This is a genomic window from Marinobacter zhanjiangensis (assembly GCF_014651935.1).
GTDB lineage: Bacteria > Pseudomonadota > Gammaproteobacteria > Pseudomonadales > Oleiphilaceae > Marinobacter > Marinobacter zhanjiangensis.
Genome location: NZ_BMXV01000002.1, coordinates 129212 through 144492 on the forward strand (window position 1 = coordinate 129212; position 15281 = coordinate 144492).

The window sequence follows — 15281 nt, forward strand, 5'->3', positions numbered from 1 at the left end:
CGGGGTTCAGGCGGTGACCGGCACCCGATCAAGCAGGCGGTTGACCACATCGTCCGGGGTGATGCCCCCGGCTTCGGCGTCAAAGGTGAGAATCAGGCGATGCCTGAGCACATCCGGGGCAATGGCCCGGACATCGTCGGGGGTGACATAGTCGCGACCATCCAGCCAGGCCAGCGCCCGGCTGCAGCGGTCCAGGGCAATGGTGCCCCGGGGGCTGACACCAAAGGCCAGCCAGTGGGCCAGGTCGTCATCCAGTGCCGCGGGATCCCGGGTGGCCAGCACCAGAGCCAGCAGGTAGTCCTCCACCGATTCAGCCATGAACACTTCCGCAACCGCCTGGCGCGCGTGCTGTACCTCTTCCGCGGTGACCGGTTCGCCGGCCGTCGTGGTGCCCTGCCTGGCTTCCTGTCGGGCCAGTTTGAGGATTTCACGTTCGGCGGAGGTCTCCGGGTAGCCGATCATCACGTGCATCAGGAAGCGGTCGAGCTGGGCTTCGGGCAGGGGGTAGGTGCCCTCCTGCTCGATGGGATTCTGGGTGGCCATGACCATGAACGGTGCCGGCAGCGGGAAGGTGCGCATACCCACGCTTACCTGGCGCTCCCCCATGGCTTCCAGCAGGGCGGACTGGACTTTTGCCGGTGCGCGGTTGATCTCGTCCGCCAGCACCAGGTTATGGAACACGGGGCCGCGCTGGAATTCGAACTGGCCGGTTTCCGGGCGATAGATTTCGCTGCCGGTAACATCGGATGGCAACAGATCCGGTGTGAACTGTATGCGGTGGAAGTCGCCACTGAGGTTGTCGGCCAGCGCCTTGATGGCGGTGGTCTTGGCAAGGCCGGGCGCGCCTTCCACCAGCAGGTGGCCGTCTGCCAGCAGGGCAATCAGCAGGCGTTCCACCAGAGCGTGCTGGCCGATAATGCGCCGGGAAAGCTGCTGCTTGAGGTCGCCGAACGTCTGTTGCAGGGAGGACATCAGTCTGGTTGCTCCAAGGGTTGATCAGTAACGGTTATAACGTACGAATTTTTTCGGTGATTAACAGCAAAAAATCAAGGGTTTGACTATGCTGCAGTTACCATTCGTTCACATCCGTGCCTGTGTGCCGCAGCAGGCACCCGGACTGCAGAGGTGATTGATGAATACCCTGACCGTCACCAGCAAGGATCAGTTCCTTGAGCAACTGGACGAGGAATTGTTTCGCAAGCTGTCGAAAACGGAAGCGGAACGTATCAGTCGCTTTTCCCGCCATTACCTGATGCACCTGCCTTTCGAGGAACTGCTGGAGCGGGAGTTTCACGACACCTACGGTGCGGTGCTGGCCGCTTGGCAGTACCTGCAGAAGCGTCCGGCGGGAGAGACACCGGTATCCGTCTTCAATCCCGATCTTGAAAGTGATGGCTGGCAGTCCACCCACACGGTCATTTTCATCCTGCACCCGGATATTCCGTTCCTGATTGATTCGGTGCGCATGGCCATCAACAGCCATGATATCGGCACTCACACCATTCATCATTCGCTCATGACCGTGGAGCGGGATGACCATGGTGTGCTCAAGTCCCTGGGCGGGCCGGATGCTTCGCAGGATAACGCTGACCTCGAGGCGTTCATCGTACTGGAAATCGACCGGCATAGTGACCAGCGTGATCTGGCGGGGCTGGAAAGCCTGCTGCAGGACGTGCTGCATGAGGTGCGTATTGTGGTCTCGGATTTCGGGGCCATGAAGCAGAAGGCGATGGAAATCTCCCAGGAGCTGGATAGCTCGCCGGCAGACATCACACCGGACGATGTGGAAGAGGCGAGGGCCTTTGTCGACTGGCTGAGCGATGACCACTTCACCTTCCTGGGTTACGACGAGTACGATTTTGTCAGCGACAAGAAGGGCACCAATGTCTGCCGGGTGCCGGAATCGGAACTGGGCATCCTGCGGGTCAACAACGAACGCCAGGGGAAGGTGGCAATGCGTGAGCTGCCCCGGCGTACCCGCCGCCAGATGACCCGTACCGATGAGCTGTTCATTTTCGCCAAGTCGGCCCAGCGTTCCCGGGTGCACCGGCCGGCCTACCCGGATTATATCGCCGTCAAGAAGTTCAACAGTGACGGTGAAGTGGTGGGCGAGCGCCGTTTCCTGGGGTTGTATACTGCCCGCGCCTACAGCGACCGTCCGGAGAGCATTCCACTGCTGCGCCGCAAGGTGCAGGAAGTACTGGAACGCTCCGGCTTCATGCATGACGACTATGCCGGCAAGGAGCTGGAGCAGATTCTCGCCGTCTATCCGCGGGATGAACTGTTTCAGGTGGAAATGGATGAGTTGTACCGGACTGCCCTGGATATCCTCTATATCCAGGAGCGCCGCCAGATCCGGCTGTTCATGCGGGAGGATGTTTACGGCCTGTTTGTCACCTGCCTGGCGTTCTTCCCCCGGGATATCTACAACACCGAGCTTCGCCTGAAGGTGGAGCGGGAGCTGTGCAAGAGGCTGGAGGCGGAAGACATCAGTTTCGTCACCCACTTTTCGGAGTCCGTGCTGGCCCGCGTGCAGTTCACCATACGGGTGCCGCAGCAGGGCAGCCGGCGTTTGCCAGTGAAGGAAATTCAGGAACGCGTGGTGGAACTGGCGCAGTCCTGGCGCGATGGCCTGGCGGAGGCCCTGCACGAAACCTGGGGCGAAGAGCGCGGCAACGATCTGTTGCGGCGCTATGCCTCGGCTTTTCCACCGAGTTATCAGGATATGTTCTCTCCCCGGCGAGCCGCTATCGACCTGGAGCATATCTGTGCTGTGGCCGATGGTCGTCCGCTTGCCATGAGCTTCTACCGTGCTCTGGAGGAACAGGAAAGCACCGTTCACTTCAAGCTGTTCAACCCCACCGATCAGCTGCCCCTGTCCGACGTCATGCCCATCTTCGAGAACCTGGGGTTCCGGGTGATCGGTGAGCATCCGTTCGAGATTGTGGACCACGACGGCTGTTCCGTATGGATCCACGACTTCTCACTTCAGGCCCGGTCCGGCGAAGTGGTGGATCTCCATCGCATTCGCCCGATTTTCGAGGAACTGTTCCATCGTGTCTGGTTTGGCGAGGCGGAAAACGACGCCTTCAACAGATTGCTACTGTCGGCTTACCTGGGCTGGCGTGATATCGCCATCCTGCGTACCTATGCCCGTTTCATGCGTCAGATACGTTTCAGCAACAGCCAGACGTTCATCGCCAATACCCTGGTCAATCATGTGGACCTGACCGAGTTGTTGCTGCAGACCTTTGATGTGCGCTTCAATCCGGTACGCCAGCAGAGCAGGGCAAAAAGCGCAGCCGCCCAGCAAAAGCTGGAACTGGAATTCAACGCGGCCCTCGACGATGTCGACAATCTCAGCGAGGACCGGGTATTACGGCTGTTCCTGGAGCTGGTCCAGGCGACTCTGCGCACCAATTATTTTCAGGTTGATGAGAGCGGGCAACCCAGGCCCTATATCAGTGTGAAGCTGGACCCGTCGGCCATTTCCGACGTGCCGCTGCCGTTGCCCATGTTCGAGATCTTTGTGTATTCACCCCGGGTCGAGGGGGTTCACCTGCGGGGCGGGAAAGTAGCCCGTGGCGGCCTTCGCTGGTCAGACCGGTTCGAGGATTACCGCACCGAAATCCTGGGTCTGGTCAAGGCTCAGCAGGTGAAAAACGCGGTCATCGTGCCGGTGGGGGCCAAAGGGGGGTTTGTTGCCAAGCGTCTGCCGGACCCGTCCGACCGGGAAGCCTTCCAGGCGGAAGGTATCGAGGCCTACAAGATTTTTATCCGCGGCCTGCTGGACATCACTGACAACCTGGTGGATCTGGCCATAGCGCCGCCGAAGGATGTGGTGCGCCACGATGGCGACGACCATTACCTGGTGGTGGCGGCTGACAAGGGCACCGCCACCTTCTCCGACATCGCTAATGGCCTGGCGGCTGAATACGGCTTCTGGATGGGTGACGCCTTCGCCTCCGGCGGCAGTCATGGCTACGACCACAAGAAGATGGGCATTACCGCCCGTGGCGCCTGGGTCTCGGTGGAGCGGCATTTCCGGGAAATGGGGGTCAATCCGGCTCGCGACACCTTCTCGGTCATCGGTATTGGCGACATGGGCGGTGATGTGTTCGGCAATGGACTGCTGCAGTCGGACAAGGCCCGGCTGGTGGCGGCGTTCAACCATATGCATATCTTCGTGGATCCGAATCCGGATCCGGCGCAGAGCTATGCCGAGCGCAAGCGCCTGTTCGAGCTGCGCCGGTCGGCCTGGTCGGATTACGACGAGTCGCTGATTTCCGAGGGTGGCGGCGTGTTCAATCGCAGTGCCAAGTCGATACCCGTCAGTGCGCCAATGAAAAAACTGCTGGGCATCAAGTCGGACCGGGTGCCGCCGAACATGCTGATCTCCCATATCCTCAAGGCACAGGCTGACCTGCTGTGGATTGGCGGTATCGGCACCTATGTCAAATCGGCTCACGAATCCCACGGCGATGTGGGTGACAAGAGCAACGACAGCCTGCGCATCAACGGCAAGGAATTGCGCTGCCGCGTCGTGGGCGAGGGCGGCAACCTGGGCATGACCCAGCTCGGGCGCATCGAGTTCGCCCTTAACGGCGGCCGCCTCAATACCGATTTCATCGACAACTCCGGTGGTGTGGACTGCTCCGACCACGAAGTGAACATGAAAATCCTGTTGAATCGGGTGGTCGCCGCCGGCGACCTCACCGAGAAACAGCGCAACCGCATGCTGGAGGACATGACCGAGGAAGTGGCGGATCTGGTGCTGAGGAATAACTATCGCCAGACCCAGGCGCTGACGGTGGCCAACGACGAAGCCGCCAGGCGACTTGAGGAATACCGCCGGCTGATGAACGCCTTCGAGGCATCGGGCAAGCTTAACCGCGAGCTGGAATTCCTGCCCGACGAGGAAATCCTGGAAGAGCGAAAGGTCATGGGCAAGGGCCTGACCCGGCCGGAGTTGTCGGTGCTGATCGCCTATGTGAAGGGTGACCTGAAGCAGACCCTGATCGACAGCGATCTTCCGGACGAGCCCTTGCTGGTGTCGGAGATGTACAAGGTCTTCCCCCGGCCCATGGTGGACCGGTTCCCGGAAGAACTGGCATCCCACCAGTTGCGGCGGGAGATCATTGCCACCCAGATCGCCAATGACATGATCAACCACATGGGCATCACCTTCGTGGACCGGCTCAACCAGTCCACCGGTGCCGACGCCCCGGCCATCGCCCTGGCCTGGATCATTGCCCGGGACGTGTTTCGACTGGATGTCTGGTGGCGTCGCATCGAGGAGCTGGACTATCAGGTACCGGCGACGCTACAGGTTCGGCTGATGGATGAACTGATGCGTCTGATGCGCCGTTCGGTGCGCTGGTTGCTGCGCAACCGTCGCAGTGAGCTCAATATCCAGAGCCATCTGGACCGCTTCACCGACAGCATCAGCCGTATCTCGGCCAATCTGGCGGATTATCTGGGGGCCGGGGTCGAGAAGGAATGGAAGGCCCAGCACGACAAGCTATGCAAGGAAGGCGTGCCCGAGGATCTGGCCGCCATGGTGTCCGGGAGTTCCTACCTCTATTCCGCCCTGGGCATTATCGAGGTGCACGAGTCTGCCGGGGTACCCCTCAAGACCGTGGCCAACCTCTACTACACCCTGGGCGAGCGCCTGGATCTGAACTGGTTTGCCGGCGCCATCGCCAATCTGAAACCCGCTTCCCACTGGCAGGCCCTGGCCCGCGAGAGCTTCCGGGAGGACCTGGACTGGCAGCAGCGGGCCCTGACAACGGGGGTGTTGAGGATGGCGGAGGATCAGAAACAGGTGGATGCCTGCGTGGAAACCTGGATGAGCCAGCACGAAACCATGATCCGCCGATGGAAAGGCATGCTGGCGGAACTGAAGAATGCCCGGCAGCCCGAGTACGCCATGTTCTCCGTGGCCCTGCGGGAGCTGCTGGACCTGGCGCAGAGCAGCATACACTCGCCCTTGTCCGAAGCCGGGGACTGACGCCGGGCCCGGATGCGTCCGGGCCGGACACCGAAATCGCGGAGGTATTGCGATTCTCTCGTAAATGCCGTTCAATCGGGTCCGCCAGAAGACAACGCGAAGGTCATCGCGCAAACGGCTCGCACCTTTCGCTGAACGGAGAATGAAGGCATGACAACACTGGAAGACCTGCTGAAGAACAACCAGGCCTGGGCAGACGGCATCAAGCAGGAAGACCCGGACTTTTTCAAGCGCCTGTCCAACCAGCAGGCACCGGAATACCTGTGGATCGGTTGCGCCGACAGCCGCGTGCCCGCCAACCAGATTGTCGACCTGATGCCGGGTGAGCTGTTTGTTCACCGTAACGTGGCGAACGTCGTGGTTCACACCGACTTCAACTGCCTGTCCGTCCTTCAGTTCGCCATCGAGGTGCTCAAGGTCAAGCATATTCTGGTGGTGGGGCACTATAACTGTGGTGGTGTGCGTGCAGCATTGCTTGATCAGGGCTTCGGCCTGCTCAGCAACTGGCTGCGCCACGTGCAGGATGTGCGGGACAAGCACCAGGAGGTGCTGGCGGACCAGCCCTCGGAGCAGGACCGGGTCGATCGCCTGTGCGAACTCAACGTTGTCGAGCAGGTCGGCCATGTCTGCCAGAACAGCATCGTGCAGGATGCCTGGAAGCGGGATCAGCGGCTTACCGTTCATGGGTTCGTCTACGATGTCGCCGATGGCCTGTTGCGGGATCTGGGTCTGCACATCAGCAGTGAGGCGGACCGGGAGGCCATCCAGCAGCGCAGTGTGGATGAGCTGGTCCTGCGACCGGTACGCTCCGGCCGCCCCGCTCGCCAATGAGTGATCGGCGGACCGGCAGTAACGCGGTTGCTGCCCTGGAGCGTAATCCGGAGCTGCTGGCCGGGCGTGTCGGGTTCATTGGCCTGCCGGGGCCGGATCTGCCGGCAGGGCTCGATGTTGACAGTGGCCCACCACTGGTCATTACCGAGCACGCCGGACTCGCCGGTGCCCTGGAGGCCGCCGGTCACTGCCGGGTGAGTTTCGGATACGGGTTGCCCGACCAGAGCCGGCAGTCGCTGGACACCGTCGTGCTGTTCGTGCCCAAGGCCCGCCAGGCCGTGGCCATGCAACTGGCTCTTGCCGGTGCCTTGCTTGCCGAGGACGGTCGCCTGGTGCTGGTCGGGGAAAAGCGGGAAGGCATTGCTGGTGGGGCCCGGCAGCTGCAGGCACTGGCTGAAAACGCCCGCAAGGCCGATAGCGCCCGCCATTGCCAGGTCTGGGTCGCCCGACCGGAGCCGGGCAGCCGCGGCTTTGATCCCGAAGAATGGCTGCAGTGGCATGACGTTGACGTGGCAGGTGTCCGCATCCGGGTGGCCGGCATGCCTGGCATCTTCAGCGATGGTCGACTGGACGAGGGTACCGAACGCCTGCTGGAGAGCCTGGCGGACCAGCCGGTGAGCGGCCCGGTGCTCGACTTTGCCTGCGGCGCCGGGGTAATCGGTAGCTGGCTGCAGGAGCGTTATCCCGGACTGGGGCCGGTGGATGGGGTGGATGTGCAGGCGCAGGCGGTGATGTGTGCCCGCAAGACCTATGAGTGCAACGGTGCCGGGGGTGAGATTTTTGCGGCTGACGGTGTGCCCGCCCATCTTGGCCGCTACGGTACTATCGTGACCAACCCCCCGTTCCATTCGGGAGTGCGTACTGATACTACCATGACCGAACGGTTCCTGCGCGATGCCCGCCGTCACCTGAAACCCGGTGGCGAGCTGCGGCTGGTGGCTAACCGGTTCCTGCCTTATCAGCCCCTTCTCGAACAGAGCGTTGGCAACTGCCGTGTCCTGTTCGAGGACCGGCGCTTTACCATCTACCAGGCCCGGGTGCCGTCTTGAGCAAAGCCAGCGACGCCCGCCCGGAGTTTCCCGTCAATGACCGTAACCTGACCCTGCAGCGGCCCCACCGGGGCGGCCGGGGGCTGAGAGCCTGGGACGCGGCTGATGAGCAGCTGGTGGCGGAGGCCCGTCGGCAACTCCGCCCCGGCCAGCGTGTTGCGGTGGTGGATGACAGCTTTGGTGCCCTGGCTCTTGGCCTGGCTGACTTTGAACTCACGGTTATTGCTGACAGTGCCGTTCTGGGTGATGCCCTGGCGCTCAATGCCCACGCCAATAAGCTGACAGCACCGGGTGTAGACAGCTGGCGGGACGAACTGGGGCCGGTGTCGGCAGGCGAGTCTCCCGAGCTGGCTGAGGATCGCTTCGATGCGGTGGTGCTCAAGGTGCCCCGCCAGCTCGACTATCTGGAATTCCTGCTGCGATGGGTCAATCAGGTGCTGCGTCCTGATGGCTGGCTGCTGACCGGAGGCATGATCAAGCATCTGCCTGACCAGGCTGCCCGGGTCTACCAGCGACTGGTGATGACGGATGCCGTATTACCCGCCCGCAAAAAGGCGCGGCTGGTTCTTTGCCGTGCCGGCACCGAAACCCTGGCCGACTGGCAGGGGCTCTGGAAAGGCTACCCGGAGCCGGCAGCCGGGACCTCCCTGCAGGCCCTGCCGGCGGTATTCGCCCGCGAGCGACTGGATATCGGTACCCGGGAGCTGCTGCCCTTCATCCCGGACTCCGTGGCCACGGTGACGGAAGGGGCCGGAGTGCTCGATCTGGGCTGTGGCAATGGTATCCTGGGGTTGAGTGCGCTGGCGGCCCGGCCGGATCTGGCGGTGACCTGGGCTGACATTTCGTCCCAGGCCGTGCTCAGTGCCCGGGCAAACGTCAAGGCGTCCGGGCTGGACGATAGCGCCTGCCATTTTGTGCACACCGATGGCGTGCCCGTGGGCACTGGCCCCTTCCGGATCATTCTGCTCAATCCGCCATTCCATGAGGGTGGCGTTGTGGGAGACCACATCGCCCTGCGGCTGTTTGCCGAGGCCGCCGAAGCCCTGGCCCCGGACGGGGAACTGCTGATGGTGGGCAATCGCCACCTGGGCTACCACCGAAGCCTGCATTCGGTGTTTGCAGACGTGCAGCAGCTCCATGCGACGCCGAAATTCGTGGTCTTCCGGGCGTCCTGTCCACAAGCCGTTCAGCCGCGCGGCCGCTCGTAGCCCATCCGCGCCAGTGTATCGACAATGGTCTGGGTCTGGCTGTCCACTTCGATATTGACCTCATCCCCTTCCTGTATATCGGCGAAGACGGTTGCCCGTAGCGTTTCCGGTATCAGGTGGACGTTGAAGCGGTTGCCTTCCACATCGCCGATGGTCAGGCTGGCCCCGTTGACGGCGATGTAGCCCTTGGGAAACAGATATTTCTGCCACTCGTCCGGCATCTCGAAGGTCAGGGTGCAGTTGTTTTCCGGCTGCTCCCGGCTTACCACGCGGGCCGTGGTGTGGATATGGCCGGACAGCAGGTGGCCGCCGATTTCATCACCGATGCGTGCGGCCCGTTCGAAGTTGATGCGGCTGCCTGGCGCCAGCCGCCCCAGGGTGGTCATTCGAAGCGTCTCCTGCATGGCATCGAACCAGAGCCGGTTGCCCTCCTGGGCGGTAACCGTCAGGCAGGTGCCGTTGATAGCAACGGAGGCTCCAATGGTAACGCCGCTCACTGAACCCTCGGGAAAGCGGATAACGAAAGTGGATAACCCGGGCCGGGATTCCACGGCCTCCACGGTGGCGACGCCCTGAACAATGCCGGTAAACATGGTTTCACCTCGTAACAATTCAAAGACGGCAAGTGTATCCCTGCCGCGGTAAGCTGGCAAAGACAACACAGCCTGATCGTCCTGCGACCCGGGGCACCCTAAAGTAACGGCGGCGCCGGGCGATAACCTTCTGTAGGGGAGCAGGCCCCATCGGGACTGTTCCATCAAGACACTGGCGTCATTCACGACGCGCCTGGCGGCTGTTATGGCAGAAACCCGAGCGAGAAACAACGACTCCACCGTCTCCCGCGACGATCCGGTGCTGCGCCCGGGGCGCCCGGCCGACCCGGGTAGTCAGCCGGCTCCGGTTCCGGCGCCAGCACCGCCTGCCCGGTCGCCGCTTGAGGCTGCCGGTGACGAGGCTGCCGATGCGTCCGAGGAACAGCAGTCGGAATCATCGCCAGATACTGGTACCGAGGAGGGTGACGCTGCCGCGTCAGCGGAGGATAGCGCTGAGGCGGAAGCACAGGATGACGCTGACGACGCTGACGACGTGCAACGCCTGTACGCGGAATCCTACCAGCGTAGGCTGCGCCGTCTGCTGCGCCAGTGTGAGCGGGTCAACCTGATGGACTTCAATGTATTGTCGCTGGCCGGCTGGCCCGACAATCACATCCTCAATGCCGCCCGCCGTCGTCGGGACACCTGGTTGCTCAGTGCGACCATCGCCGCCCTGGTGTTCCTCAGTGGCATGACGGGGTTTGTTCCGGCGTGGCTTGCCGGCGGCGGCTTCGGTGCGTTCGCGGTTATCCTGCTGATGGGCCTGCCGGTCGTCCGTCGGCTGTACAGTCCCGGACCTTCCTATCTGGACCTTGTTCTCTACCGGCAGCAGTTGCTGCGGGATGCTCGCAAGCATATAGCCCACCTGGAGGGAGAAGTGGGGCTGATCTGGCAGTGTAATGAACTGTCGGAATTCAATCCTGCCCTGGCATCAACCCGGTTCAGCACCCTCAAGCATCTGTCTGAACAGCGGCGGTTGGCGGCATCGCTTTCCAGGCGGGAGCATATCCGTCTGTATCTGATCTTCATGCTGGAAGCTGAAAAGGCGTATCAACGAATGCAGGCAGCCTATTTCCAGGAGCACCAGAAGGCCATCGACCGGGGCTGGAAAACCGTGGCCGACGCGGTCACGGAGCCACGGGAACAGGCCTTGCGGGAAGGGGCGGAAGCACCGCAGAAGCCCCCAGCGCAGTCGCGGGACTCGGGGCCCGGCCAGGGCGGGCAGGGTGGATCTGATGACATGGCTAACGGTTGACAGGTGCATATTTAAAACGTATGTTTGAAACATTCGTTTTAAAGTGGAGTGTGCAGTGGCCCAGTCAGATACAGTGGACCGGATTCTTGATGCTGCCGAAGAACTGTTCGCCGAGCGGGGATTTGCTGAAACATCCCTCAGAATGATAACCAGCAAGGCTGGTGTCAACCTGGCGGCGGTAAACTATCATTTCGGTTCCAAGAATTCCCTTATCCAGTCGGTATTCGCCCGCTTCCTGACGCCTTTCTCAGCCACGCTGGAAGCGGAGTTCGACGAGCTGGAAGCCCGCCCGGGCGACCGCGCACCCTCGGTGGAAGAAATACTGGGAGCTCTCACCGGCAGTGCGGTGCGCATGCCCCAGCGCAATGAGCGGGGCATTTCCATCTTCATGCGCCTGCTGGGTCTGGCCTATACCCAGTCCCAGGGGCACCTGCGGGCTTTCCTGGAGGATGAGTACCGGGGCATTTTCACCCGTTTCATGGCGCTGCTCAAGCAGGCGACACCGGAGCTGAGCTCGGTGGACCGGTACTGGCGAATCCAGTTCATGCTGGGGGCGACCGCGTTCACCATGTCGTCCAGCGATGCTCTGCGGGATATCCTGCAGGCCAAGAAGGGGGTTGAAACGCCCATCCAGGAAATTGCCGCCCGCCTGATCCCCTTCCTGGCCGCCGGCATGCAGGCCAATGACGTGATGCTGGTGCCGCGCCCGGAGGCCAGTGCCCTGTAACGGATGTAAACGCCATCAAACCGCTATTGCCTCGGTAAGGCTGGTCGGCTAGCCTTGGCTCCCTCAATCTTCTGACGCGGGAGTACCGGAGTGCCCGATCAACCGCATTCCCACGACCCTGTCCCCGGGGTCGTCATTGATCTTGAACGCCAGACCCTCGACTGGTTCGGTGCCAACGGCGACCACCAGCGCTGGCCGGTATCCACGGCCCTTAACGGACCGGGTGAAGCCGACAGCTCCGGCTGTACGCCCCGTGGCCGCCATTATGTTCGGGCACTGATCGGCCAGGGCCAGCCTGAGGGCACGGTGTTCGTGGCCCGTCGTCCCACCGGCGAGACCTGGACCCCGGAGCTTTCCCGGCAACAGCCGCAGCGTGACTGGATACTCAGTCGCATAATCTGGCTCTGCGGGCTGGAAAAGGGTTTCAATCGTGGCGGTGATGTCGATACCTTCCGACGATACATATACATTCACGGTACCCCGGATACCGAGCCCATGGGAAAGCCGCTGTCCCATGGCTGCATTCGCATGCGTAACCGGGATGTGATCAATCTGTTTGACAGGCTGGAGCCGGGTATGCCGGTGACCATCCGGCCCTGTCCGTAATTCATATTGTTCCGAGGGTTTGAAGGAGAACAAATCGGTGGATGAAACTCCCGAAATGATCACCCGCTGGGTCGAGAACTGGACTCTGCTGTCCCAGAGCTGGCGGGTGGCGCTGGTTGTTTTCGGCCTGGTGTTCGCAACGGCGACCGTGTCCTTCATTGTCAGCCGCATTATCGTGATTCTGGAGCATCGTTTCGAGCGCTCCGATAATCTCTGGGACGATACCATCCTGCACGCCTTGCGGCGCCCGGCCATGGGCTTTGTCTGGCTTCAGGGGGTCTACTGGGCAGCGGAAGTGGCCCACTCCTACTCCGAAGCCGAGATTTTTTCCGTCAATGACAAGCTGCTGGAGCTGGGCTTTATCTGGATCCTGGTGTGGACCCTGTTCGGCATCGTCAAGCAGGCCGAGTTAACCCTCAGCTCCCCTGTGCGCATGAAGGAGCCGATGGACTACACCACGGTCACGGCGATCAGCAAATTGCTGCGGGCCGTGGTTGCCATCACCGCTTTACTGACCGTTATGCAGACCCTGGGCTACAGTATTTCCGGGGTGCTGGCATTTGGTGGTGTGGGTGGTATCGCCGTGGGCTTTGCCGCCAAGGACCTGCTGGCCAACTTTTTCGGTGGTTTCGTTATCCATATGGACCGGCCCTTCAAGGTGGGCGACTGGGTGCGTTCACCGGACCGGAATATCGAGGGGACTGTGGAGGAGATCGGCTGGCGGCTGACCACCATCCGCACCTTTGACAAGCGCCCGCTGTATGTACCCAACGCCACGTTCACCCAGATCGCGGTGGAAAACCCCTCGCGCATGCTGAACCGGCGAATCTTCGAAACCATCGGTATTCGCTATGTGGATGTCAACGGGATAACCGGGATTGTCGATGATGTTCGCTCCATGCTGGAAAACCACGAGGAAATCGATACCGGGCAGACGCTGATCGTGAACTTCCTGGCGTTCAACAGCTCTTCCCTGGATATCATGGTCTACTGCTTCACCAAGACCACGCAGTGGGTGAAGTTTCATGAAATCAAGCAGGATGTGCTGCTGAAAATCAGTGATGTCATTATGTCTCACGATGCCGAAGTGGCGTTCCCCACTCGCACACTGCATGTGGCCGAGAGCGTTCGCATCGAGCGGGATGAGGCGGAAGCCGGAAAAGGCGGGGGCACACGCTCCGGAAGCGGGGCCGAAGAGGATCGGGGCGAGGCCGCCGACAGTGGTCCGGTGCGGGACCCCTCCGGGGCGGGCCAGACCACCACGCAAGGTGACGAGGGTGAATCATGAGTGAACTGCCGGAATCGGCTGGCAAGGGCGATGACATTGCCATTATCGGCGGCACCGGGCTGACCGAGCTGGAAGGCCTGACTGTACTCGGTGAATACGCCATGGAGACGCCGTGGGGCGCTCCGTCCGGTCCGGTGATCAGGGGGGAAATCCGGGGGCAGCCGGTACTGTTCCTGGCGCGCCACGGTCACCCCCACCGCATTCCGCCACATCAGGTGAACTACCGCGCCAACCTGTGGGCGCTGCGGGAAGCCGGTGCCGCGCGTATTATTGGCGTCAACGCCGTGGGTGGCATCACCCCGGCCATGGGGCCGGCCCGGATTGCCGTGCCCCATCAGATCATCGATTATACCTGGGGGCGGGGGCATACCTTCTTCGAACAGGCGGGGGAATCGCCGCTTGCAGGGGTAACACATATTGATTTCACCTTCCCGTACCACGAACCGCTGCGCCAGGCTCTGCTGGCGGCCGCCCATCGTTGTCAGATGATAGTGGTGGACCATGGTGTGTATGGCGCCACTCAGGGGCCGCGTCTGGAAACCTCGGCGGAGGTGGCGCGGATGGAGCGGGATGGCTGCGACCTGGTGGGGATGACGGGAATGCCGGAGGCTGCCCTGGCCGATGAACTGGGGCTTTCCTATGCCTGCCTGGCGCTGTCGGTCAACTGGGCTGCGGGCAAGTCCGACCAGATTATTACCATGGCGGAGATTGAGCAGGCACTGGCAGACGGGATGTCAGGTGTAAAGGCCATACTGGAGGAGGTGATTCCCTCGCTCAGGCATCAGGAGCCCGTCGGGGGCTCCTGATTGACGCGTCTTTTCTGTTCAGTCGAGGGGGCGGAAGTAGACCAGTACGCCGATGGTGGGGGAGTCCAGGAAGTGGATTTCCTCGCTGCGCATGCGACGGATTTCGCGAATCCAGGTGACCAGCTCTTTCCCCGATGCAGCTTTCATTCCGGGGCTGGATGCCGGTGACGTGCCGACGCCCCGGGTGTCCGCCCCGGTGCCATCACCGCCATCGTTTTCAGTGCTCTCAGTGCTCTCAGTGCTCTCAGTGCCTTCCCCTGTATCCGGGCTGGCGCTTTCCGGCGCACTGCCATCACGTTCACCGTCTGCGCCGGGGTCTGCGGCGTTGCGCCAGTGGTTGAGCTCCACGTTAACCAGCAGATAGCGGCGGCGGTTGATCTCGATGGTGCCCTCGACCGCGCGGTGGCCCGCCTCTTCCAGCAGTTCGCCCACTTCGATAAGCAACGGCTTGCCGTCGTAGTCGGGCGGGAATTGCTGGATCCAGCCGGTTTTCATCAGTACCCGGTACTTGCCGCTGTTTTCCAGCCGGCTGGCCGCGGTATTGAGGGTGAGGTTGCTGGTGATGTCAAGGTCGGATCTGACCGTGCCGGACGGGTCGACTACCCACAGACGTTTCAGGCCCTCCTTTACCTCGGGTGCCTTGTCGGCCATCTGTTCCTTCACGATGGGGTCCGCCAGCCGTTCCAGTACCACCACTTCAGCGCGGTATCTGTCTTCTGCCAGGGCGGGTGCCGCCAGGGCCACGAGCAGGGCCAGGGCTGCGAAAAGCCGCCCGGATGAGTTGAAGGCGGGTTTGTACAAAGGTGTTCTCCTGATCCGTTTGTCGAAACCAACAGCGGCCCCGTCACGGGGATGCCATTATTCGTGAGTGCATCCCGGGTGCCGGAGTCAGTCAACGCCCGGGCCCG

At 61.9% G+C, this 15281-nt stretch carries 12 protein-coding genes; 9 read left to right on the forward strand and 3 right to left on the reverse strand.

The genetic code is table 11. The annotated features are described in order from the left end of the window. Positions 1–6: 6 nt before the first annotated feature. Positions 7–972 carry an AAA family ATPase gene (locus tag IE079_RS04090; protein ID WP_189573307.1) on the reverse strand — a complete coding sequence of 322 codons (966 nt, stop codon included), beginning with the start codon at positions 970–972 and terminating at the stop codon, positions 7–9. Positions 973–1132: 160 nt separating this feature from the next. Between IE079_RS04090 and IE079_RS04095 the strand changes: the two genes are divergently transcribed. The 4 genes from IE079_RS04095 to IE079_RS04110 all read left to right on the forward strand — a co-directional run bounded on the left by IE079_RS04095 (position 1133) and on the right by IE079_RS04110 (position 9098). Beyond that, positions 1133–6010: an NAD-glutamate dehydrogenase gene (locus tag IE079_RS04095; protein ID WP_189573310.1), complete on the forward strand. Its 4878-nt coding sequence runs from the start codon at positions 1133–1135 to the stop codon at positions 6008–6010. Between the two features lie 150 nt (positions 6011–6160). Further along, positions 6161–6841, forward strand: coding sequence for a carbonate dehydratase (gene can / locus IE079_RS04100; RefSeq protein WP_189573313.1), 681 nt, complete (start codon positions 6161–6163; stop codon positions 6839–6841). Continuing rightward, positions 6838–7890: a class I SAM-dependent methyltransferase gene (locus tag IE079_RS04105; RefSeq protein WP_189573316.1), complete on the forward strand. Its 1053-nt coding sequence runs from the start codon at positions 6838–6840 to the stop codon at positions 7888–7890. The genes can and IE079_RS04105 overlap by 4 nt, the downstream gene beginning before the upstream one ends. Continuing rightward, a complete protein-coding gene (locus tag IE079_RS04110; RefSeq protein WP_227712308.1) occupies positions 7887–9098 on the forward strand; it encodes a class I SAM-dependent methyltransferase in 1212 nt (403 codons plus the stop codon). The genes IE079_RS04105 and IE079_RS04110 overlap by 4 nt, the downstream gene beginning before the upstream one ends. Here the strand turns inward: IE079_RS04110 and IE079_RS04115 are convergent. Then, complete coding sequence (locus IE079_RS04115; protein WP_189573319.1) at positions 9077–9691, reverse strand: riboflavin synthase subunit alpha; 615 nt, start codon at positions 9689–9691, stop codon at positions 9077–9079. The two genes, IE079_RS04110 and IE079_RS04115, sit on opposite strands and share 22 nt — an antisense overlap. Before the next feature lie 205 nt (positions 9692–9896). Between IE079_RS04115 and IE079_RS04120 the strand changes: the two genes are divergently transcribed. From IE079_RS04120 to IE079_RS04140, 5 genes are all read left to right on the forward strand, one after another. Further along, a complete protein-coding gene (locus IE079_RS04120) occupies positions 9897–10946 on the forward strand; it encodes a hypothetical protein (protein WP_189573322.1) in 1050 nt (349 codons plus the stop codon). Between the two features lie 55 nt (positions 10947–11001). Beyond that, positions 11002–11673: a TetR/AcrR family transcriptional regulator gene (locus IE079_RS04125; protein WP_189573326.1), complete on the forward strand. Its 672-nt coding sequence runs from the start codon at positions 11002–11004 to the stop codon at positions 11671–11673. Between the two features lie 90 nt (positions 11674–11763). After that, a complete protein-coding gene (locus IE079_RS04130; protein ID WP_373296174.1) occupies positions 11764–12279 on the forward strand; it encodes a L,D-transpeptidase in 516 nt (171 codons plus the stop codon). Positions 12280–12334: 55 nt separating this feature from the next. Then, on the forward strand, positions 12335–13567 hold the full coding sequence (locus IE079_RS04135) for a mechanosensitive ion channel family protein (RefSeq protein WP_189574634.1): 1233 nt from the start codon (positions 12335–12337) through the stop codon (positions 13565–13567). Next, positions 13564–14373, forward strand: coding sequence for an S-methyl-5'-thioinosine phosphorylase (locus IE079_RS04140; protein ID WP_189573329.1), 810 nt, complete (start codon positions 13564–13566; stop codon positions 14371–14373). The genes IE079_RS04135 and IE079_RS04140 overlap by 4 nt, the downstream gene beginning before the upstream one ends. Positions 14374–14391: 18 nt before the next feature. On the opposite strand, the gene IE079_RS04145 is transcribed toward IE079_RS04140, so the two are convergent. Then, entirely contained in the window at positions 14392–15174 is a 783-nt protein-coding gene (locus tag IE079_RS04145) for a CsiV family protein (protein WP_227712310.1), read from the reverse strand. Positions 15175–15281: the final 107 nt, after the last annotated feature.

Excerpts from the sequence above, each read along its gene's own strand:
- IE079_RS04090 (WP_189573307.1), bottom strand. The coding sequence starts at position 972 with ATGTCCTCCCTGCAACAGACGTTCGGCGACCTCAAGCAGCAGCTTTCC.
- IE079_RS04095 (WP_189573310.1), top strand. The coding sequence starts at position 1,133 with ATGAATACCCTGACCGTCACCAGCAAGGATCAGTTCCTTGAGCAACTG.
- can (WP_189573313.1), top strand. The coding sequence starts at position 6,161 with ATGACAACACTGGAAGACCTGCTGAAGAACAACCAGGCCTGGGCAGAC.
- IE079_RS04105 (WP_189573316.1), top strand. The coding sequence starts at position 6,838 with ATGAGTGATCGGCGGACCGGCAGTAACGCGGTTGCTGCCCTGGAGCGT.
- IE079_RS04115 (WP_189573319.1), bottom strand. The coding sequence starts at position 9,691 with ATGTTTACCGGCATTGTTCAGGGCGTCGCCACCGTGGAGGCCGTGGAA.
- IE079_RS04120 (WP_189573322.1), top strand. The coding sequence starts at position 9,897 with ATGGCAGAAACCCGAGCGAGAAACAACGACTCCACCGTCTCCCGCGAC.
- IE079_RS04135 (WP_189574634.1), top strand. The coding sequence starts at position 12,335 with ATGATCACCCGCTGGGTCGAGAACTGGACTCTGCTGTCCCAGAGCTGG.
- IE079_RS04140 (WP_189573329.1), top strand. The coding sequence starts at position 13,564 with ATGAGTGAACTGCCGGAATCGGCTGGCAAGGGCGATGACATTGCCATT.